The organism is Actinoallomurus sp. NPDC052308 (genome assembly GCF_040679195.1).
GTDB classification, from domain to species: domain Bacteria; phylum Actinomycetota; class Actinomycetes; order Streptosporangiales; family Streptosporangiaceae; genus Actinoallomurus; species Actinoallomurus liliacearum.
Map to the genome: position 1 here is coordinate 18,892 of NZ_JBFAUM010000006.1, position 21,499 is coordinate 40,390.

The window sequence follows — 21,499 nt, forward strand, 5'->3', positions numbered from 1 at the left end:
CGCGGTCAGCGGTGGAGATGGGCGAGCACGGCCAGAACACGGCGGTTGTCGTCCACGGACTCCGGCAGGTGGAGCTTCCCGAAGATGCTCGCGATGTCTTTGGTGACCGCGCTGGCAGAGATCATCAACTGCTGAGCTATGGCCACGTTGGAGCGCCCGGCGGCGATCAGGCTCAACACCTCGCGTTCGCGGGGGCTCAGTTCGGCCGTACGGCCGCGCGCGTCTCCTCGGGTCAGCAGTTTGGCGACGACCTGCGGGTCCATCGCCGTACCACCACGGGCCACCGATTCGACCGCGTCGATGAACTGTTCGGTGTTGGACACCCTGTCCTTCAGCAGATAGCCGACCGCCCCGGCTCCGTCCGCGAGCAGTTCACGGGCGCACCGCGGTGGCGGTCACGCCGGTGGCGGTCTTCACGAGTGTCCTCATGGCCCCGCCCTACCCCGCGGGCGGCCGCGCAGACATACCGCGCACCGGCGTACGAGGGCTGAGCACATCCCGCTCGGGCGCAGCCGCCCGTCAGTGCGGGATGCTCCGGCGCGCACGCCGCTGCACATCTCGGCGGAACCACTCGATCACCGCACGCACCTCGTACTGGGTGTCCGTGTCGGCGAGCCGGTCGAGGTAGAGAAGCCGGCGGGCCAGCCCCGGGAGGTCGACGGTGAAGTACATCGCCATGAGCGGGTTGACGAACAGCTCGCCGTCCCGCGTGCGATCGGTGAACCGTACGTCGCCGAACTCGCCGCGGATCGCGGCGGCGATCTGGCCGTTGACGATGCTGGGCCGCATCGGTGTGTGCCGCTGCGCGTCCGCGACCGCGTCCAGATAGAGCAGTGCCTCCTGGCCGGCGCCCGGAATCGTCAACGCGCCCAGGTACGCGCCATCCCGATCGAGTGCCGCCAGGTTCTCCAGTACATGGGCGTGACAGACACCGTGGTAGGCGTCGACGCCGAAGCCCGCGCACACCACCAGCCGTACCGGCACCTCCAGACCGGCGACCGCCGCGAGACTGGTCATGTCCTCCTCCGGCGTGCCGACGCCGGCCTCGTCGCCGCGCATCAGGATGTCGGTGCCGCCGTCGACCAGCACGATCGCGTCGATGCCCAGCCGCGTGACGGCGCGTGAGAGGCACTCGGCACGCCACTCGTGCCGGGTGGAGTCGGATGTCCACCCGGGATACGGCGGCTGACCCACGACGGCGGGGCCGCCGGCCTCCTAACGTCGACGGCGTCCAGATGACGTGCCCCGAGAGGAGGTGGGATCGGTGAGCGGTCCCGTCGAGATCATCCTGATCGTCGGTGCGGTCGGCTACATCCTGGCCCGCCGTCTGCTCGGCGAGCCCGCCGAGGCCAAGCGCATGCTGCTGCTCCCCGCCGTGCTCGCGGGAGTCGGGCTCACCGATCTGGCCAAGGTGCCCCAGTCCCCGGTCTCCATCGGATTCCTGGTCGGCACCACCGCGCTCAGCCTGGTGCTGGGCCTGCTGCGCGGCGCGAGCATCCGCGTGTTCGACAAGGACGGCATCGTCTACCTGCGCTACACGGCGACGACCGTGGTGTTGTGGGGGATCAACCTCGCGGTCAGGTTCGGCGCGAGCGTCGTGCTGGGCGTGGTGGACCCGGCCGCTGCGCATGCCGGCAGCAGTGGGCTGATGCTCACGCTCGGCGCCGGCATGGTGGTGGAGGGGCTGGCCGTGCTGTCCAAGGCGATGCGCACGAGCGGCCGGGTCGTGTGGGCGAAGGGGCGCGACGGCGCACCGCACACGATGTCGTCCCTGCTGGACGGGGTGCAGGAGAAGGTGCGGACCACCGACTGGTCCCGGACACGCCGTCCGCGCGGGCGCGGCGGCCTCGCGGCGCTGATCGAGGACGTGCGCAACCTCGACTTCCGGCAGCCGTACGACGGTTCCGCCCCGTACGGCGGGCCGCGACCGAACGGCGACGGCTCCCCCGAGGACCGGGCGCGGGACACCGATCCGCGCCACCGTGACCGATGACCATGACCGGTATAGGCGGAACAATGTCCGGCGATGAACGCCGAGCCTGACGACACCCGCCCGGCCGGGGTTCGCGCCGCCGACGCGCCGGCGGGAACCCCGGCGCGCTTCGCCGACGAACTGATCCGCCCGTTCGTCGTCGGCACCATCTCGGTGCTCACCCTGATCCAGCTCGTCGAGCATCCGCCGGTCCGGCTCCCCTGGCTCACCTGGGGCGTGGTGGTGGTCGCCATCGCCACGGGGGTCGCGCCGTCGATCCTGCCCTGGCGCCGCCTGTCGGGCCGGATGCAGATGACGCTGGTGTCGGTGTTCATGGCCGCCGGTGCGGTGTCGTTCTCGTTGGCGAAGGACACGGCGGCCCCGGCACTGGTGCTTCTCGCCTCCGTCACCGCCGGCGAGAAGCTGGTCTCCCGGCGGGCCGCGTTCACCATCGTCGGAGCCGGGACCGCCGCCACGGCCACCGTGAGCTGGGTATCCACCTCCCTGCACCTGCCGCACGAGTCGCCGTGGTGGGTCTCGCTCATCGTGTGCCTGCCCCTCTACATCGGCCTCGCGCGCCGGGAACGGGCCGACGCGCTGGCCATCGCCGACCTCGCCGCCCGGCAGAGCCGGCGCGCGGCCGCGTCCGAGGCTCGGGAGGCCGCGCTTGAGGAACGGGGGCGCATCGCCCGGGAGATCCACGACGTACTCGGCCACGCCCTGTCCGGCATCGCCGTGCAGTTGGACATGGCCGACGCCCTGTACGCCGCGGGCCGTGGCCAGGACGCCAACGAGGCCGTACGGCGAGCGCGGGCGCTGGCGGTGTCAGGGATCGGGGAGACCCGCCGCGCGATCCACGCGCTGCGCGAGGACACGTTGCCGCTTCCTGAGACCATCGCCCGTATCGCGCACGGGAGCACGGCCGGATTCGAGGTCCGGGGTGAGCCCGGCGAGGTCCGGGTCGAGGTCGCCCAGGCCGTCATCCGCGCCGCGCAGGAGGCGATCACCAACGCGCATCGGCACGCGCCCGGCGCCGAGGTGCGCCTGCTGCTCGACTACACCGACCGGCTGATCCGGCTCACCGTCACCGACACCGGAACGGCCGGCGCCCGGCCGAACCACTCGGGCGGCGGGATGGGCCTGGTCGGGATGCGCGAACGGGCCGGTCTGCTCGGAGGCGCGCTGTACGCCGGCCCCACCGAACCGCCGGCCCCGGGCTGGACAGTGCGATTGGAGTTGCCACGATGACGTCGATCCGGCTGTTGGTCGTCGACGACCAGGCCGCGATCCGGGACGCGCTCGCGGTCATGCTCGACCTCGACCCGGACATCACCGTCGTCGGCACCGCCGCCAACGGCGAGGAGGCGGTCACCGCGGTCGGCGAGCACGACCCGCAGGTCGTCCTGATGGACCTGCACATGCCGGTCATGGGCGGGGTCGAGGCCACCCGGCGGATCCTGGCCGCCCGGCCTGGTCTGCCGGTCGTGGTGTTGACGACGTTCGAGGACGACGAGTCCATCCTCGCCGCGCTGCGTGCCGGCGCCCGCGGGTACCTCACCAAGGACTCGGACCGTACGAGAATCGTCCAGGCCGTGCGCGGCGCACACGCCGGGCAGGCGGTCCTCGACCCCGACGTGCAGTCGCGGCTGCTCACCCTCGCCACCCGCGCCCCCGCGCCCGAACTGGACACGCCGATGCCGCTGACCGCGCGCGAGCGGGAGGTCCTCGACCTCATCGGCCAGGGCCTGCGCAACAACGAGATCGCCCGGCGCCTGTACATCACCGAATCCACCGTGAAGACCCACATCAACAATCTGTTCGCCAAGGCCGATCTGCACTCTCGCGCCGACGCCGTACGGCTGGCCCTCACCCTCGCCGGGAGCAGGAAGGAGAACGGACGCCCGGTGTGACCCCCGCGCTCTACGACCTGAGGGCCATCGTGGCGAGGTGGCGGGCGATGCCGTTGGTGTCGGTGGCCTCGACGTTGCTGAGCACGACGACCTCGATGTCGTCGTCACGCAGGTACATGTTGCTCGCGGCGTAGCCCTGGAGCAGACCCGGGTGGTACACGAGCCGGTGCCCGTCGAGCCGGTCGATGAGCCAGCCGAAGGCGTACGCGCTCGACGGCAGGGTGAGGCAGCCGCCGGGCGGGCATGGCGCCTGTGGCGAGAACGCCTCGTCGACGGTGGCGGGTGGTGCGACCAGGTCGGCGCCGAACGCCCGGTCCCAGCGGACGATGTCGTCGGTGGTGGAGTAGATGCCGGTCGCGGCGAACGCCTGGGAGCCGTTGATGGGCGGGGCGGGTGACCCGATCGTGAAGTAGCCCCTCGCGTGCCCGGGAGGCCCGTAGCCCCTGCTGTAAGTGGTGTCTCGGAGGCGCAGCGGGCCGGTGATCTCGTCGTGCAGCACGGCGCCGTACGGCTGGTGCGTCACGCTCTGAATGATCGCCCCGGCCAGGATGTAGCCGGAACTGCTGTACTTCCAGCTGGTGCCGGGTGTGAAGTCCAGTGGCAGGTTCACGAACCGCTGGATGATCTCGCGGGTCGTGGTCGGTTGCGAGAGCTTTTCATAGAAGCCGGGCAGATTCTGGTAATCGGGGATGCCTGAGGTATGGACGAGAATTTCGCGGATCGTGATGGGCTGCCACGCCGCCGGGCAGGCGTCGATGTAAGTCGGGATGAGATACGGGCAGATCGGGTCGTCCAGGCCGAGCAGTCCACGGTCGCGAAGCTTCAGCACGAGCATTGAGGTGAACTGCTTGGTGACCGAGGCGATCAGGAAGACCGTGTCCGGGCGGACGGGTATGTGTCTCTCCTCGTCGGCCTCGCCGGCGGCGAACCGCACCAGCACCCGCCCACGCCGTACCACCAGCGCCGAGCCGGTGAACTTCTTCTCCGCCGCCAGATCCCGCAGGTACGACCGCATCGCCGCGGTCGGCTCACCCGGCGGAGACTGGGAAGCCGAAGCCGCGGAGGAGGTGGTGGCGGCGGATTCCTGTTCACCGTGTCCCCGCTGCTGCGCGTGGCTGTAGCCGCTGTTGAAGTTGCGGTTCCGGATTCTGCCTTCGAGCCGTTCCCCATGGCGGTTCCGGTCGACGTCGCCGCTGCTCGATCGGCCGCTGGGGGCCCCGCAGCAACCACCGTCGGAGATGACTTCTTCGGCCACGCCCACTGCGGCGCCGGCCCGGGGAGCAGCGCCCGCGGCGAGGGATGCGCTCCCGACGAGAACCGCGCCGGACATGACCATCGCCATGCTCTTCGGAAATCCCATGGAGCAACCGCCTTGGCCGAAGTAATCGAGACAAAGGGTCGGATCTTTCGGCGATGACCCGGCCGGCGGCGACGATCGCCCACGTCAAGGGATTACTGCCCTGACTTTATGCCGCATGATCCGCTGACGTCGTCCCCTCGGCCGACTTCGGTGAAACCGCGAGAGATGAGACTTGGCGACGAGCCGACGCTCTCGTGATCATCGGTTACCCGCGGCAAGAGCGGTGTGGACCGGCTCGAGTCCTCGGCGGTCTCATCCCGTGGCGGGCTCGGCGGCCTCCTTCCGTGGAGCGTCGCGCCCGTACGGGGTCAGCGCACGCAGGCCCGCGCCGCGCATGGGGGTCTTCTCGGTCAGTGCGGTCGGGTCGATGCCGAGCGGCTCGTCCGTGTCGATGCCCCCGGTGGAATCGTCCTCGCCCCACTCGTCGTCCTGGGTGACCTCTTGCTCCCAGATGACGTCGCCGCCCTTGGCACAGGCCCACGCCTCCGTACCGGCATAGCCGCGCCCGGCGAATCCCCATGCGACGCCGAAACGCTCGCTCAGCCGTCGCAGGGCGTCGCGCGTCTGCGCGTACCACTCGTCATCCCATGCCGGGTAGCACCAGCCGCTGACGATGAGAGTCCAGCCGTCGACCTCCGGAGTGATGAACGCCTCGGCCCGCTGGGTGTGCTCGACCGGCGGCACCGTCCACCATGATCCACTGGCGACGGCCAATCCCAGGTCGAAGTACATCGGACCGGGGTCGGAGAAATCCAGGATCTCCAGGATGGCCTTCTGGTCACCGCCGGGAACGGCGATGCAGCTGTTCTCCCAGATCATCTGGGGACGGTCGGCGACGGCCTTCGCCCCGAGATGGCGTCGCCAGAGATCCTGGTCCTTTCGTGACAGGACTTCGGGTCCGCCGATGTTCATCATCGCGCTGAAGGCGTTGGCGCGATACGCGCCCGGACCGGACCTCCGCACCTCACGCAACGCGTCCAGCGTTCCGGGCCCCAGCTCCTCCAGCGCCCAGATCGCTCGTTGCTGTACGCCCGGGTCCGGATCGCCGAGCAGCCGGATCAGCGCGCCGGTCGCCGGCAGCGCCTCCGTGCCCATTCTCTGCAGGCAGAGGGCCGCGCACTCCCGGACGTCGGCCGAGGGATGCTCGAGCGACTCCAGGAGACGGTCCCAGTACTCACCGAAGAAACCGCCGAACGTCCAGCCGGCCCTTCGCGCCGGCTCTTTTGGCAGATCGGTGGCGACCGCGTCACGAATCGCGCAGAACGCCGCGTCGCCCAGCTCTCTCAGCAGAAAGCCGGCCCGGGCCCAGTCGAGCGGCGACTCCTCATCGAGCAGTTCCGCCATCAACGCGGGGACCCCGGCGTCACCGAGCTCCTTGAAGGTGTTCTGGGCCGGCCTCCAGATCGCCTCATCCGACGATGCGAGGTCGCTGATCAGTCCGTCGAAATTCACTTCAGTGATTATGTCGCCGCGCAGCGAGAACGGCACACGCGTCTCGCCAGCGCTCGTGCACGCGAGCGACTCCTCGATCTCCCGCTATCTGTCGGGGCGGATCGTCCCGCCCTGGGCCGTGATCCAGCGGTTGTCGCGGCTGGCCGAGGACGATCCGGCGCGGCTGCGCCCGCTGTGGGAGCACCTCACCGACGACCGTCACCGCCAGGGCGCCTGCCCGCCGCTGCCCGCGCCGTTCGGCGAACCGGTTCCGCCTCCGGCGGCGGAGCCGGAACCGGCTCCCGAAACCCGTGCCGCCGCCGCGCCGTTTCGATCGCCGCGCCCGGCTCGTCGTCGCCGCCCTGATGGGCGCGACCGCTGTGGTCTTCGGCGGGTCCGGCGTGCTCGTCGGGCTTGTGCGGCCCGTTCACCACGACCGGCGCGACCTTCGCGAGCCGCGCGCACGAGATCGGGCCGTCGTGGCACTTCCGCGCCTGCGGTGACACGCCGAACTGGCCCACCGACCTCCCGCGGAACGCCTGCACCGGGTTCTGGTGACTCCGCCGAGCCCGTCTCCCGCGACCGCCCGCAAGAGGCGGGCTCTCAGCGAGAGCACCAGGACAGCGCTCGACGTCGCAGCTTTTCGCTCGAATTTCACTCGAGATTCAAGCGAGACGAGAAATCAGAATTCCAGCCCCTCCGAAGCGAGTCGACAGCGAGCGACTTCTTGACCACTGGACGTGCATATCGGGCCATCCTCATGACCACATTTGGCCTTTGTTACGGGAGTGACCAGTGAGATTGACTCGCTGATTGACGATTGATTCACTGGGGCTTGACCAAGGCCAGCGATTGTCGCCTGCATAGCCGAAGCCTGCATCAAGCAACGGGGAGAACGGTGCACAGGAAACAACTCTGGAAGTCCAATGTAGGTCTCCTGTTCGACCATAGGGCCGAACTGGACAATCCGATGATCTTCCGTCTCAGCCACCCACTCGACATCGATCCGGCCGGCCGGACCCTCCTCGATATCGAGGAGTCGGCGCAACTCGTGCGGAGAACCTCGGCGGCGCTGCACGCTGCGGGGATTCGCGGCGGCGACCGGGTCGCCGTGTTCAAGGACAACCACTTCGACTGCCTTCTGCTCGCGGCCGCCGCGTGCCGAATCGGCGCTGTTCCCGTCATGCTCTCGGGCTTACTGCCCGATGAGGCGGTGCGCGCCCTGCTGCGACGCGTCGAGCCGAAGCTGCTGGTCAGCGACCAGCAACGCCTGGCAAGCGAAGGCAACGAGGCGAGCCCGCTGTCCGCGCTCGTCGAGCAGACCTTGTGCCTCGACAAAGAGATACCGCAGGCACTGACCCTTGCGGATCTCGACGGAGCCGACGAGCCGCCTCCCGCGCCACGCGCGAATGACGAACTGATGATGCTCACCCACACGTCGGGAACCACGGGCATTCCAAAGCTCATCATGTACACCCCCGACAAGCTCCAGGGTCAGATGGCCAGGCTGGAATGCCGCCATCTACCGCCGATCACCTATCGACGGGACGACACCGTCGCGGTGTTCCTGCCCTACGTACACGCGCGTTCCTTCACCTGGATCTATTCGGTACTCACCCTGTCGCCCGCCAAAGTGCTCCTGATGAGCGACAACGACCCCGAGATCGTCGGGCCGCTGTTCCGGGAACATCAGCCCACCGTGATCGAAGCGCTGCCGATCGACTACGACCGAATGGAGGAGCTCGCCGAAGAGCGCCGGAGCAACGCCTTCTCCTCGGTGCGAATGTTCATCAGCAATTTCGACGCCGTTCACTGGTCGAGGGTTCGCACTTTCCTGAACGCCTCCCGTCATCGTTTCCCCCTTTGGCGGGACGGCTATGGGCAGTCGGAGACCGGCGGCCTGGGAATGACGTTCATCACGCGGCGCAGGGCGAACAAGCGGCGCGACCAGGAGCCGGGCCCCCGCACGGTGGGCCGTCCGATGCCCACGTTCGTCCAGATCAAGGTGGTCGACCCGCGGACCTTCCGCCCGGTCCCGAACGGCACGCCCGGGCTGGTGTTCGCCCGTACGAGGGCGCGCTGCATCGGGTACTTCGGCGAGCCCGAACGCTGGAACGAAAAGGCCGTGGGCGAGTGGTGGAACACCGGTGACATCGGCATCAAGACCCGGACCGGGAAGGTCAAGGTCCTCGATCGCGAGGTCAACTACACGCCCGGCATCAGCTGCATCGAGCTGGAGGACGTGCTCGTCGACTACCTGCCCAAGAAGCACGACGTGGCCTTGCTGGCGGTCAGTGATGGGCCACCGGTGCCCGTCGTCGCCGCCCCCGACGGCCGCCTCGACCAGGGGCAATGGCGAAGGGCGGTGCGAGGACTTCCCGAACTGGCCGAGCCGATCGTGATCGACATCGAGGACATGCCCCGCACCGGGACCGGAAAGATCCGCCGGGAGGAGCTTCGCCGACGGTATCTGGGCGGAGCCGAGGGCCCCGGCACCGGTAGCTGGACATGAGGGCGGCACGCGACGGCGAAGCGGACCGGAACCAGACCCCGGCAGACCACCGGGCGCCCTTCATCGTGGAACCGTTCACGGACACGAGCCATTCGGTCTGGGAGCAGAGAGAGCACGTGGTCGTCGGGGTCAGCCCCGGGAACAGCTACTTCAGCGTCGCGCTGCTGACCGGGCTCCTTGGCTGGCTCTGCGAGGAGTTCGCCCAGGTCGACGTCGTCATTCCGGACTCGGCGCTGGAACACACCTTCCTCGCGCTCGGCTACGACGAGCGCCGCGCGGCGAAGAAGACGCGCGGCGAGATCAATGCGCTGCGCAACAGGATCGTCCGCGCCTGGGAGAGCAGCGGGGGCCCGAGGAAGACCGACGGTCTGCACCGGATGTCGGACCTGGCCTCCAACGAGATCTACGGGGAAAGGCTCGCGGAGTGCGAGCAGGCGCTGGGCAAGGACGACGCCCTGTGGGAGACCTGCGCGAAGATGAGCAGGGACGTCCTCGCCGCCCGAGGGTACGACGGGCCGTTCACCACTGAGCGCATCGAACGGGCCATGCGGTACCTCACCGCCGAACTTCCGTTCTTCCTGGCGTCGGCCGGCATCTTCGGCGTCGAGTCGTCGCTGAACTTCTACCACCAGCCACTTCCGCTCGCAGAACTCATCTTCGCCGACAAGTCCGTGCTCCAGGTCCCACCCTGGCAGGGATACGCCACCATCCGCCCCGATCCAAGAGGCCCGGGCGAGAGTGACACCGATCACCTTCGCGCCCCCGGCGCAGGAGGTGAAGCCGTGGAGTAACGGTCGTTGCTCCTGGTCCGAAACGGGAACTCGTCCCCGCAGGCGGTGGCGCGCGGTGGAACCGTGAGAGGTCCGCTGCGAAGACGGCCACCGCCTGCAGGTGTCACGGGGCCGGATCGTGGAATTTGATCTTCGTGCTCTCAGCAACCCCAATGGACCGCTGGTCGGCTCCCGGCGCCCGGCGGAGAACCGACCTCGTAGATCAGGGCCGCCACCCGATACCGCCTTCCCGGCAGTCCTCCGGCAGGACGACGCCGCACGGTTCCGTCGGCTCAGTCACACCACCACAGCGTCAAATCTGGCAGTCCGTGCCGTACGGTGCATGGGGAAGACTGAAGCCACAGATAGGAGGCGGAACCGGCGATGCCGAACGCTGAGTGCGCGCGGTGCGGCCACACCAACCCGGACGGTGCCCGCTTCTGCTCGAATTGCGGTGCCCCGCTCGCCGGGGAGGTCCCGCCGATCACGAGTGAGCCGGGCGACTCGACGTCCACGATGTCGCTGAGCGCGATCCAGGCGGCCGTCGAGGCGGACCAGGACGAGGGGCCGGCGCCCGATCACCGAGCAGTTGAGGCGCTCCCGCCCGACACCGCGCTGCTCCTCGTCAGAGGGGGCCCCAACGCAGGGAGCAGGTTCCTCCTCGACCGGGAGATGACGACCGTGGGCCGCCATCCGCAGAGCGACATCTTCCTCGACGACGTCACCGTGTCCCGCAGGCACGTCGAGTTCTACCGGCGCGGCGGCCGGTTCTCGATCCGCGATGCGGGCAGCCTCAACGGCACCTACGTCAACCGTGAGCGCGTCGACGAGGCGCCGCTGTCCAGCGGCGACGAAGTGCAGATCGGGAAGTTCCGCCTGGTGTACGTCGGCAACGCCGCCCTCGAGAGCGCCCCTGCCGGCTCGGCGGGGGCCGGGAGTCCTCCCAAGCGCGGCTGGTGGGGCTTCTGGCGCCGACGCTGACCACCCGGGCCTCCCGTCCCCGATCACCGCAGCCGGGTCCGGACGTGAACCGACCGTGTGTCGCCGCGACCCACCGGCCGACCTGCGGCTGAAACGAGATCTCGCCGCTATCCGGACCGACCATGCTGAGGACCGCGGGTCGGCCATGGAGGGCGCGATGAGGTGGGGGCGGTGGGCCGCGCTGGCAACGGTTCTGTGCCTTGTCGCGGTCGGCTGCGGAGGCAATCCGGCGCGCCCGGCACCGGGCGCCCACATCGTCGTCGTCCTGCGCGCGGACGGCAGTGGGCGGGTCGATCTCTGGGTCGGCGGTGGCGTGCACGTTGACCGCGAACTGCGGGACCTGGGCCAGCGGGTGGCCGCCGCGCTGTTCCCCGGCAAAGCCCTCGGCCCAACGCGCGTCGAGCCGGACGCGGCCTTCACGTTCGCCCGTACAGAGGTCGTCCGGGCGTACCATCGGGGCCCACGCCCCGCCTTCGACATCGCCGGCGAGAGCGTCGGTCCCGTGCTGAAGTCCGCCGGATATCCCGGCTACACCTTGCTGCTCCGACCGCCCCAGGTCCGTACGTCGATCGGCGCCCGGACACATCCGCCCGGTTTCGAGTACACCTGGCGGATCTCTCCGGGCGACCCGCCACCGACCGGCCCGATGGTCATGCATCCTCGGCTGCTCCACTGGGCCGTCGAGATGGCGTTACTGGCCGTCGCCGGCATCGGGGTGCTGACGTCGTTCCTCAGCCGTGACGCACGGATCGGGTTCGGTGGATGCGCGGCCGGTTCGGTCGGTGCGGTGACGGTCCTCCTGACCGACCGCGCGTCCGGCGACGCCCTGGGCACGCTGGGCCATCTCAGCGGAACCCCGCTGACGCTGGTGACGAGGCTGCCCATCGTGGCGCTGCCCCTGGCGGCGCTCGCGGTGATCCGCCTCTTGCACCTCATCGCCGGACGATCGAGGTAACCGGCGCAGCCGGCGCTGACCGGGCGCCGACTCGTCGCATGCGTCTGCTCTACTGTCCGGATGGAGTACTCCCGGCTTCTCGACTGCCTTGAGGCGGACTTCACCCGGCTGCGGGCCGTCGCGGCGACCGACCTGGGCGCGGCGGTGCCGAGCTGCCCCGGCTGGACCGTCGCCGATCTGACCCGCCACGTCGGGCAGGTCTACCTGCACAAGACCCTGGGCATGCGCGAGGGTGGCGAGCCCGACCAGTGGCCGCCGAAGGGGCTCAAGGACGAGGAGCCGCTCGCGCTGCTCGACCGCACGTACGCCGGGCTGCTGCGGGAGTTCGCCGCGCGTGCGCCGGAGGAGCCGACCGGCACCTGGTACGGCCCGGACCAGACCGTCGGGTTCTGGATCCGGCGGATGGCGCAGGAGACGGTCGTCCACCGCATCGACGCCGAGCTGGCCGCCGGGCAGCCGGTCGCGCCGGTCCCGGCCGACCTCGCCGTCGACGGCGTCGACGAGCTGCTCAAGGTCTTCCTGGCGTACAGCGTCAACGAGTGGGGCGACTACTTCACCGACATCCTGGCGGGCGCGCCGGCCCGGACGTACGCGATACGGACCGACGGCGCGGCCTGGCGCGTACGGACGGCTCCGACGCCGTACACGGTGGAGGACGGCGCCGGCGACGGCGCGGCCGACGTGACCGTGAGCGGTCCGCCGACGGCGCTGCTGCGCTGGGTGTGGAACCGCGAGGCGGGCGACGAGCCGAGCGGCGTGACGGTCGAGGGCGCCCCGGAGGCGGTGGAGGAGTTCCGGCGCTGCATCGTCACGGCGACGCAGTGAGTCGGCCCGGCGTCGCCTGAGGTCCGCGCCACGGGCGTCCGGTCGTCGGCTTCGCGGCGATGGCGTCGTCGATCCGCACGCACGGCGGCCGATCGTGGCCGTCGCGCCCGCTCGCGCGTGCGGAGATCTTTTCTCCGGACGTTTCGGTGAATTACGGTCTTGGCACCCACGAGCCAGGAGTCCGCATCGATGCGCAACTCGGTACGTACCGCCCTCGCCGCCACCGCGGCCACGCTCGGCGTCGCCGCGTGGTCGACGGCCCTGCCGGCGAACGCCGCACCCGCCTCCTCCACCGGCCATCGGAGTGGTGCGCTGCACTCGCTCCGCGGGCCGGTGACGAAGGAGAACTTCTACTTCGTGATGGCCGACCGGTTCAAGAACGGTGACCCGGCCAACGACACCGGCGGCCTGGGGAACGACCCGCTGGTCTCCGGGTTCGACCCCACGAACAAGGGCTTCTACAACGGCGGTGACCTGAAGGGCATCACCGCGAAGCTGGACTACATCCAGGGACTCGGGACCAACTCCATCTGGCTCACCCCCAGCTTCAAGAACAAGGCGGTGCAGCTCGAGGACGGCCCCTCCGCGGGCTACCACGGCTACTGGATCACCGACTTCACGCAGATCGACCCGCACCTCGGCACGAACGCCGACCTGTCGGCGCTGGTCAAGGCCGCGCACCAGCGGGGCATGAAGGTCTACTTCGACATCATCACCAACCACACCGCCGACGTCATCGGCTACAAGCAGGGGGCGCGCACGGCGTACGTCTCCAAGGACCAGAAGCCGTACCGCACGGCCGACGGGAAGCCGTTCGACGACCGGGACTACGCGGGCACCTCGACCTTCCCCAAGCTCGACCCGAACACGTCCTTCCCGTACACCCCGGTGCTCGACGACAGCGAGAAGCACCTCAAGGTGCCGGACTGGCTCAACGACGTCACGCTGTACCACAACCGCGGCAACACGACCTTCACCGGCGAGGACGCGCAGTACGGCGACTTCTACGGGCTCGACGACCTGATGACCGAGAACCCGCGCGTCGTCCGCGGGTTCATGGACGTCTACGAGACGTGGATCAAGGACTTCGGCATCGACGGCTTCCGCATCGACACGATGAAGCACGTCAACGACGAGTTCTGGCAGACGTTCGGGCCGGGCATCGTGAAGTACGCGCGGGCGCACGGCAAGCCGGACTTCTTCATGTTCGGCGAGGTGGCCCTCGACGGCAGCGACGCCGCGGCGAAGAGTTTCACCTCGCACTACACCACGCACGACAAGATGCAGGCGGTGCTGGACTTCCCCTTCCAGGACGCCGCGCGCAACTTCGCGTCCCGCGGCCTGGGCAACGCCGCGCTGGCGCGGTTCTTCCAGAACGACGACTGGTACACCGACGCGGACTCCAACGTCTACGAGCTGCCGACGTTCCTCGGCAACCATGACATGGGACGCATCGGCTACTTCCTGACCAGCGACAACCCGGGCGCGAAGGACGCCGAGCTGGTGGCACGGGACCGGCTCGCGCACGAGCTGATGTACTTCTCGCGCGGCAACCCGGTCGTCTACTACGGCGACGAGCAGGGCTTCACCGGCACGGGCGGGGACCAGCTGGCCCGGCAGACGATGTTCGCCAGCAAGGTGCCGGAGTACCTCAAGGACGACCTGCTCGGGACCACCTCGACGCACGCGGTCGACAACTACGACACGAGCCACCCGCTCTACCGGACGATCAGCGAACTCGCGGCGGTCACCAAGCGGCACCCCGCCCTGCGGAACGGCGCCGAGCAGGTCCGGTACGCCTCCGGTGGACCGGGGATCTTCGCGTTCTCCCGGATGGACCGCACGCAGCAGCGGGAGTACGTCGTCGCGCTGAACAACGGCACGACGGCGCAGTCGGCCGCGATCCCCACATACGTCGCCGGCGGCGGCTTCACGAAGGTGTACGGCACGGGCGCGGCGACGCTGCGCAGCGACGGCGACCGGACCCTGCGGGTGACCGTGCCCGCCCTGTCCGCGGTGGTGTACCTCGCCGATGGCCGGGTCCCCGCGTCCAAGGCCGCCCCGGCCATCACGCTCGAGGCGCCCACGCCGGCGGAGACGTCGCACGGGCGCATGCACGTCGCCGCGAACGTCGCCGGGTCCTCGTTCAACGAGGTCACCTTCCAGGTCAAGGTCGGCAACGGCCCGTGGCAGCCGATCGGCACCGATGACTCCGCTCCGTACCAGGTGTTCCACGACACGAGCGGGTACCGGACCGGCACTCCGCTGCGCTACCGGGCGGTCGTGCTCGACAACGCCGGTCACACCCGCTGGAGCCGGGAACGGTCGACGGCCGTGCCGGCGCCGGCGGTGACCGTGACCGCCCCGAAGGACGGCGGGACCGTCACGAACATCGACCCGGTCACCGTCCAGGCGAACGTCGACCCCGAGCGGGCGACGCAGTCCGTGAGGTTCGAGCGCAGCGTCGGCGGCGGGGCCTGGGAGGACCTGGGCACGGACACCTCCTCCCCGGCGTACACCGTCACCGACGACGTGTCGAAGCTGCCGCTGGGCACGCAGGTCCGGTACCGCGCCACCCTGCTCGAGCGCGGCACGCGGCCGGTCACCGGCGCGCCGGTCACGGTGACCACCGCCGAGCCCAAGCCCGCTCGCGACCACGTGACGCTCGCCGGGTCGCTGCAGTCGGAGATCGGTTGCGGCGGCGACTGGGACCCGGCCTGCGCGGCCAGCCGACTGGCGTTCGACACGACCGACGGCCAGTGGCACGGCACCTTCACGCTGCCGGCCGGCGACTACGAGTGGAAGATCGCCATCAACGACTCGTGGACCGAGAACTACGGCGCGGGCGGCGCCGCCGGCGGGGAGAACCTCAAGCTCAGCGTCCCGGCGGACGGCACGAAGTACCGGTTCACCTGGAACCAGGTCACGCACGTCCCCTCGGTCGAGAAGGTCTCCTAACCCGCGTCGCCCCCACCCGTACGCCGGGTGGGGGCGACCCCCGCCGCCCGGTCGCGCGTCAGGCGCGCGCGGACCCGCTGGTAACGGCTCGCCTTGGGCTTGGGGATGCGGTCGGGGGACCGCCCCGGGCGCGGCACGACCCGATCGGCCGGGACCGCCTCGTCGAGACGCGCGGCGAGGGAGGAGCCGCCGATCCAGAGCGTCGGCTCGATCAGCAGCGAGAAGCCGTCCCGGCCGATCAGCCGGCGCGCCCCGTCCGGCCAGGCGAGCATCGCCTCGCACTCGGGGAACCGCACCGTCACGCGGCGGGAGGGACTCTGGACCAGGCTGACGCCCGCCGGACCGATGACGAGACGGTCGCCGTCGACCGGCGCGTCGGCGCTGCGCAGGACCTGCCCGTCGACCGTGTCGGCCGAAGTCCACGGTGCCGGATGGAATCGGGCGCCCGGCAGTTCCCGGCCCGGCGTCATCACGAGGGCGGACTGGAACGCCTCGGCGCCCACCTCCCGGACGGCCTCGGGGCTCACGGCGGCCAGGCGCGACTCGAGACCGCGATCACTGATCGGCTCGCGCCCGAACAGCTCGCGCAGCGCGTTGCCATAAGCGGTGCCGGATGGCGAGTCGCGTTTGGCGGTACGGAGCCGGTCCACGATGTCGGCGATCTCCTGGCCGGACGCGGCCTCTTCCGCGGTGAGCCGGAAATGGAATACGAAGGCGGAGACCAGTTCGGCGTGATTCTCCGGCAGGCCGTCGGCGAACGCCGTGACATGGGCGACGTCCGCGTCGCGCACGTTGTACGACGCCGCCGGGCTGTAGCTGATTCCAAGCTCCGTCCGGAGCTTCTTCTCCAGCCGTCTGCCGAGCAACATCGTGTACGCCTGAGCCGGCATCGACCGGCCGACCACGGCGTTGGCCACCACGGTGCGCTGCCGGGGCTCGGTGAAATACGCGGGTGTGACGGGCAGGGCGGATGAGGGCGCCGGCGGCGGAATGCGCTCGCCGGTCGGCAGGTCGAGTCGCAGTGACTCGGGCGGCGGCCCGCCGATGAACACCAATACGGCGTTGTTCCGGGTGAACCACCGCTCCACCCATGCGGAGATCTGGTCCGGAGTGTGCCTGCCGACGCCGAACTCCTCGTAGGAGGACACGCCGTACGTCGCCGCGCCGTACCGCCAGAGCAGGAGCGGCTCCAGCAGGGCGGGTGCCCTGTCGTTCGCCTCGGCGCGCAGGATCCGGTTCTCGACCTGGAGCCGGTCGAAGGGCAGGGAGCGCAGCGCCCCGCACACCCCGGTGAGGAACTCGACGACCTCCTGCGGATCGCCTTTCACCGCGAACACCGTGGTGGTCGCGTCGACCTGGCCGTTGACGGTGTGCGCCTGGCCTTTCACCGCGAACAGCGCGAGATGCTCGATCAGGTGGGTGATTCCCGAGACCGCCAACTGTTCGTCGGCCGTGCCGACCCGGAAGATGAGACGGGCTTTCAGATCGCCGTCGCCGTCCGCCCAATAAGCGGGTATTCCGTCGACCTCGGTTCGTGCCCAGACCACTTTTGACCTCCTGAACGGCCCGAGCAGATTAGGGTCCGCCTCGATCAAGGTCAACCCGATTCGGGAAAGGTCCTGAATAAGGTCAGGCGGTGGTGCCCAGGACGGATTCGGCGATGGCGGTGCGGGCGTAGAGGACGGATCGGCCCGCGCGGTGGGCGCTGACCATTCCGGCGTCGCGCAGCGCGGTGAGGTGCTGGGAGACGCCCGCGGCGGAGATGCCGGTACGCCGGGCGAGGTCGGTGGTGGAGGCCGGCGCCGCCAGCTCGGTCAGGAGAAGGGTCCGGGACCGGCCGAGCACGGCGGCGATGGCCTCGGCGCGCGCGACCGGGCGGTGCTCCCACAGCGTGCCGGTGCCCCGGGCCGGGTACGCGAGCTGCGGCGACTCGGGCGGGCGCGACCAGGTGTAGACATGCTGGGCGAACGCGGAGGGGACGAGCAGCAGGCCGGGTCCGGCGCTCTCCCGCGAGATTACGCACTGGCGGCGGACCAGGCGCAACGTGTTGTCGTCCCAGCTCAGCGTCGAATGCAGCTCGTTGAACAGGTGGCCGGTGCCGCGTTCGGCGACCTGGCGGGCGCGGTGGAAGACGTCCGCGTCGAGCAGGGCGCGGATCTTGGCCCAGTACGGCGCGAGGGCGATCTCCCAGTACGCCTGGATCTCCTCGCACAGCTCACCGAGCCGGGTGTCCGGCGCGGAGCGGCCGTTTCTGCCGAGGACGTCCAGGTCGGCCTGGATCCGATCCGCCGGGGTGGCGCGGATGGCGGCCAGTTCGGCGGCGAGGGCCGGGGCCGGCTCCTCGGCGGGCGGGGTGAGGAAGTCGGGAATGTAGCCGGACGGCGTGATCAGGCGGGCGAGTCGGCCCCGATCGAGGCCCGCGGCGGTCACCCGAGGCCGTACCTGCTCCAGCCAGGTCCGGTGCACCAGGTGCGCCGTGCCCGCGGTCAGCAGGCGGAAGCTCGTGACGACCTCCCACATCGGGGAGACCGTGAAGCGGGTCAGCGCCAGGTCGTCTGCCGAGAAGGCCAGTTCAGACTGCACGTCACCTCCACGGATTCGGTCCAGGCTTAATCAATGGTGGCGATTGTAGGCCGCGCGCAGGATTCCCGGCATGGTGTCCACCTTCCGCGGACTGCCGCGCACCGCCTGGGTCCTCTTCGCCGGAACCGTCGTCAACCGGCTCGGATTCGTCGTCACGCCGTTCCTCGTCTTCTATCTCGCGTCACGCGGCGTCTCGACCGAGCAGGCGTCGTACGTCCTGGGGGCGCTCGGGGCGGGCAACCTGATCGGGCCGGTGATCGGCGGGCTGGCCGCCGATCGCGTGGGGCGGCGGGCCACGATGCTGGCCGGTCTCATCGGTACGGCACTCGCCCACGGGCTGCTGTACGCCGCGCCGAACCTGGTGACGCTCGCCGCCGCGGCCCTCCTCCTCAGCGCCGCGGCGACCACGGTCACGCCGGCCTCCGGCGCGCTGATGACCGACGCGGTGACGGGTGATCAGCGCCGCGTGGCCTTCTCCCTGTTCCACTGGGGGGTCAACATCGGGACGGCGGTCGCCGGGGTGCTCGGCGGGTTCCTGGCCGCGCACGGCTACTGGTCGCTGTTCGCGCTCGACGCGGCGACCTCGCTGGCGTTCGCCGTCATCGTGGTGGCGCTGCTGCCCGGCGGGCGCGCCGGGAGTGAGCGGACCGCCGCCGCCGAGGGCGGGGCCGGGTACGGCGTGGTGCTGCGGGATCCGCTGATGCGCGCGCTGCTGCCGCTGCTCGGCACGGCCCTGGCCATCTACTCGCTGACCGAGGTCTGCCTGCCGCTCGCCATCCGCGACGACGGGCTGCCCACCACCACGCTCGGCCTGATGGCCACGCTCAACGCCGTCCTGGTCGTGGTCCTGCAGCCCGTCGCGCTGCACGTCCTGGCCCGGTTCCGGCAGATCCCGGTGTACGTCACGGGCAGCGTCCTGGTGGCGGTCGGCATCGCCCTGACGGGCGTGGCCCACGGCCCCTGGGCGTACGCGGGGACCGTCGTACTCTGGTCGGTCGGCGAGGCGACGGTCGGCGGTGTCCCCGGCGCGATCGTGGCGGCGCTGGCCCCGGAGTACGCCCGCGGCCGGTACCAGGGCGCGTTCCAGTGGACCTGGGGCATCGCCCGGTTCGCGGCCCTGTCGGTGGGCACCGGCGTGTACGCGTCGGCCGGGCCGGCTGTGGTGTGGTGGTTCAGCGCGGTGGCCGGCACGGCGGCGGCGCTGGGCGTCGGAGCGCTGGCGCCCCGGATCGCCCGCCGTCAGCCGCCACCGCCGCCCGCTCCCCCCGCGCCACCCGCTCCCCCGGCCGCGCCCGTGGTGCCCGAGCCGGTCATAGCGGGCTGACCTGGTCCGCCGACGTTGCCCCATTCGAGGAGGGTGCCGTCGGTGCGCACGGCGACCACGAAGTCGTTGCCCGCGGAGAGCTGGATGATGCCGCGCGCCCAGCGTGGCGGCCTCGCCTGGCCGAACTCGTTCCGTCCCCAGCCGAACGCGGTCCCGTCCCACCGGAGCGCGGCGACGAAACGATCGCCGCCGGAGACCTGCCGGAGACCGGAGACGCGGTTGGCGATGCTGACCTGACGGAAGTCATCGGCCCCCCAGGCGAAGAGCCTGCCGTCCCAGCGGAGGGCCAGGGAGAAGACGCCGCCCGTGGACAGGTCCCGCACCCCCGAGAGCCAGCGCGGGGGACTCGCCTTCCGGAACTCGTCGTTGCCCCAGCCGACGACCCTGCCGTCGGTGCGCAGCGCGATGCCGAAGCGATCGCTGGCCGACGCGAGGATGATCCCGGAGAGCAGGCGGGCCGCACTGACCTCGCGGAACCGGTCGTCGCCCCAGCCGACGACGGTGCCGTCCCACCGCACCGCCAGGGCCCAGTCGCCGCCGGCCGAGATCGACCGGACGCCGGTCAGCCAGCGTGGCGGGCTCGCCTTGCCGAACTCGTCGTTTCCCCAGCCCACCACGGTGCCGTCGGTGCGCAGCGCGATGCCGAAGTCCCTGCCGGCGGAGATCGCGGTGATGCCCCTGAGCCGGCGCGGGAGGCTCGACTGGCCGAATTCGTCCCGCCCCCAGCCGACGACCGTGCCGTCCGTACGAAGCGCCAGCGCGAAGTCGTCTCCGGCGGAGACTGCCGTGATGCCGGAGAGCCGGACGGGCGGGATCGGTCTCGGAAGGTACCTGCCCCGGGCCGGCAGTGCGGCGAACGCCGGAGCCGGCACACAGAGCACCGGCAGGGCCACGGCGGCGATCACCGCGGCCCACGGGCGCGGTCGTGTCCTCGGCTTCATGGCGCTCGGGCTCCCCGCGAGGTGGGCCGCACGGACGTACGGCGAGACGATCTGTCGGCACCATGCTTCCGCGCGGCCGCCGGGCGAGACGACGGATCCCGGTCACGGCACCGTCAGCAGCCGGAAAACAAGCGGCCCACGCCGCACCTCCCGGCCGTCGACGCCCGTGCTCAGGCCGGTGCGCTCAGATCAGGCGGAACGGGCGTGGCCCTCACCGGCGATCCGCGCCTCCGACTCGGGCTCGGTGCCCTCGCGGAGCGGGTCCGCCGGGCGGCGGCCCTCACCGCGCCGCCACGTCTCGAACGCCGCCGTGGTGGCCAGCACGATGGCGGTGCCGAGAAGCCACCCGGCGATGACGTCGCTGAGGTAGTGCACGCCCAGCAGCACCCGGAACAGCCCGGACGCCACGCTGAGCACGGCGGCGGCCGCCCACGCGACCGCCCGCCAGGCCCGCCGCAGGAGCGGGAGCAGGACCAGCACGATCGTCGCGGTGCCCACCACCGTCATCAGCGCGTGCCCCGACGGGAACGACCCTCCGCCGGCGTGCGCGATCGGACTGGGCAGTACGGGGCGCGTCCGGCCGACGGCCGTCTTGAGCGCCGCGCTCACCACCCCGGCCACCAGTACGTTCGTCGCCGCCCAGACGGCGAGTCGCCGCGCCCTCCGGTAGAGAAGCCACGCCGCGAGCGCGAGGAGGATCGTCCGGAACACCCAGGGATGGAAGACGTACGCGGTGGCCCGCAGTGGACCGACCAGTGCCCGGTGTCGCAGGACGAAGCCGTGGGTGTGCGTCGTGGCGGTGTCGTCCAGGTGCCGCAACGGCGCCCAGTGGACGTCGACGAGCGCCAGCAGGACGACGAACGGCACGACGACGAGGAAGACGGCGGCACAGGCCAGGGTCAGTCTCAGCCCGAGACGCCCGTCCGGGCTGAACCGCCGGTAGGTCCACCTTCGCGCACGTTGTCGCCACATGCCGG

Annotated in this window: 18 protein-coding genes; 10 read left to right on the forward strand and 8 right to left on the reverse strand. The window is 70.6% G+C overall.

What is annotated here, in order from left to right; translation table 11 throughout:
• Window positions 1-5: 5 nt before the first annotated feature.
• Window positions 6-323 carry a LuxR C-terminal-related transcriptional regulator gene (locus tag AB0L00_RS18905; RefSeq protein ID WP_364435478.1) on the reverse strand — a complete coding sequence of 106 codons (318 nt, stop codon included), beginning with the start codon at window positions 321-323 and terminating at the stop codon, window positions 6-8.
• 196 nt (window positions 324-519) lie between these two features.
• On the reverse strand, window positions 520-1,194 hold the full coding sequence (locus AB0L00_RS18910; protein ID WP_364435480.1) for a DUF1152 domain-containing protein: 675 nt from the start codon (window positions 1,192-1,194) through the stop codon (window positions 520-522).
• Between the two features lie 70 nt (window positions 1,195-1,264).
• Between AB0L00_RS18910 and AB0L00_RS18915 the strand changes: the two genes are divergently transcribed.
• Genes AB0L00_RS18915 through AB0L00_RS18925 form a run of 3 tightly spaced genes read left to right on the forward strand, consistent with a single transcriptional unit; the run spans window position 1,265 to window position 3,882 of the window.
• Complete coding sequence (locus AB0L00_RS18915; protein ID WP_364435483.1) at window positions 1,265-1,993, forward strand: DUF1453 domain-containing protein; 729 nt, start codon at window positions 1,265-1,267, stop codon at window positions 1,991-1,993.
• Between the two features lie 33 nt (window positions 1,994-2,026).
• Window positions 2,027-3,220, forward strand: a complete 1,194-nt coding sequence (locus AB0L00_RS18920) for a histidine kinase (RefSeq protein ID WP_364435486.1) — start codon at window positions 2,027-2,029, stop codon at window positions 3,218-3,220.
• Window positions 3,217-3,882: a response regulator transcription factor gene (locus AB0L00_RS18925; RefSeq protein ID WP_364435489.1), complete on the forward strand. Its 666-nt coding sequence runs from the start codon at window positions 3,217-3,219 to the stop codon at window positions 3,880-3,882. The genes AB0L00_RS18920 and AB0L00_RS18925 overlap by 4 nt, the downstream gene beginning before the upstream one ends.
• Before the next feature lie 10 nt (window positions 3,883-3,892).
• Here the strand turns inward: AB0L00_RS18925 and AB0L00_RS18930 are convergent, their stop codons facing one another.
• Complete coding sequence (locus AB0L00_RS18930) at window positions 3,893-5,242, reverse strand: serine hydrolase domain-containing protein (protein ID WP_364435492.1); 1,350 nt, start codon at window positions 5,240-5,242, stop codon at window positions 3,893-3,895.
• Window positions 5,243-5,494: 252 nt separating this feature from the next.
• Window positions 5,495-6,694 carry a HEAT repeat domain-containing protein gene (locus AB0L00_RS18935; RefSeq protein ID WP_364435495.1) on the reverse strand — a complete coding sequence of 400 codons (1,200 nt, stop codon included), beginning with the start codon at window positions 6,692-6,694 and terminating at the stop codon, window positions 5,495-5,497.
• Between the two features lie 814 nt (window positions 6,695-7,508).
• Here AB0L00_RS18935 and AB0L00_RS18940 point away from each other — a divergent pair.
• From AB0L00_RS18940 to AB0L00_RS18965, 6 genes are all read left to right on the forward strand, one after another.
• Complete coding sequence (locus AB0L00_RS18940) at window positions 7,509-9,185, forward strand: class I adenylate-forming enzyme family protein (RefSeq protein WP_364435497.1); 1,677 nt, start codon at window positions 7,509-7,511, stop codon at window positions 9,183-9,185.
• Window positions 9,182-9,976, forward strand: a complete 795-nt coding sequence (locus AB0L00_RS18945; RefSeq protein WP_364435500.1) for a tRNA-dependent cyclodipeptide synthase — start codon at window positions 9,182-9,184, stop codon at window positions 9,974-9,976. The genes AB0L00_RS18940 and AB0L00_RS18945 overlap by 4 nt, the downstream gene beginning before the upstream one ends.
• A 363-nt stretch (window positions 9,977-10,339) precedes the next feature.
• Complete coding sequence (locus AB0L00_RS18950; RefSeq protein WP_364435503.1) at window positions 10,340-10,936, forward strand: FHA domain-containing protein; 597 nt, start codon at window positions 10,340-10,342, stop codon at window positions 10,934-10,936.
• Between the two features lie 157 nt (window positions 10,937-11,093).
• Entirely contained in the window at window positions 11,094-11,891 is a 798-nt protein-coding gene (locus AB0L00_RS18955) for a hypothetical protein (RefSeq protein WP_364435505.1), read from the forward strand.
• 60 nt (window positions 11,892-11,951) lie between these two features.
• Window positions 11,952-12,716, forward strand: a complete 765-nt coding sequence (locus tag AB0L00_RS18960; RefSeq protein ID WP_364435508.1) for a maleylpyruvate isomerase family mycothiol-dependent enzyme — start codon at window positions 11,952-11,954, stop codon at window positions 12,714-12,716.
• A gap of 189 nt (window positions 12,717-12,905) precedes the next feature.
• Entirely contained in the window at window positions 12,906-15,674 is a 2,769-nt protein-coding gene (locus AB0L00_RS18965) for an alpha-amylase family glycosyl hydrolase (protein WP_364435511.1), read from the forward strand.
• Here AB0L00_RS18965 and AB0L00_RS18970 read toward each other — a convergent pair.
• Both AB0L00_RS18970 and AB0L00_RS18975 read right to left on the reverse strand, forming a co-directional pair.
• The gene (locus AB0L00_RS18970) at window positions 15,671-17,221 is read right to left on the reverse strand and encodes a hypothetical protein (RefSeq protein ID WP_364435514.1); all 1,551 of its coding nucleotides are present in this window, start codon (window positions 17,219-17,221) and stop codon (window positions 15,671-15,673) included. The two genes, AB0L00_RS18965 and AB0L00_RS18970, sit on opposite strands and share 4 nt — an antisense overlap.
• A gap of 82 nt (window positions 17,222-17,303) precedes the next feature.
• On the reverse strand, window positions 17,304-18,257 hold the full coding sequence (locus AB0L00_RS18975; RefSeq protein ID WP_364435516.1) for a winged helix-turn-helix domain-containing protein: 954 nt from the start codon (window positions 18,255-18,257) through the stop codon (window positions 17,304-17,306).
• Between the two features lie 70 nt (window positions 18,258-18,327).
• Between AB0L00_RS18975 and AB0L00_RS18980 the strand changes: the two genes are divergently transcribed.
• On the forward strand, window positions 18,328-19,581 hold the full coding sequence (locus AB0L00_RS18980) for an MFS transporter (RefSeq protein WP_364435519.1): 1,254 nt from the start codon (window positions 18,328-18,330) through the stop codon (window positions 19,579-19,581).
• Here AB0L00_RS18980 and AB0L00_RS18985 read toward each other — a convergent pair.
• Together AB0L00_RS18985 and AB0L00_RS18990 are read right to left on the reverse strand one after the other, a co-directional pair.
• A complete protein-coding gene (locus AB0L00_RS18985) occupies window positions 19,497-20,522 on the reverse strand; it encodes a hypothetical protein (protein ID WP_364435522.1) in 1,026 nt (341 codons plus the stop codon). The genes AB0L00_RS18980 and AB0L00_RS18985 overlap by 85 nt on opposite strands.
• 189 nt (window positions 20,523-20,711) lie before the next feature.
• Window positions 20,712-21,494, reverse strand: coding sequence for a phosphatase PAP2 family protein (locus tag AB0L00_RS18990; RefSeq protein ID WP_364435525.1), 783 nt, complete (start codon window positions 21,492-21,494; stop codon window positions 20,712-20,714).
• Window positions 21,495-21,499: the final 5 nt, after the last annotated feature.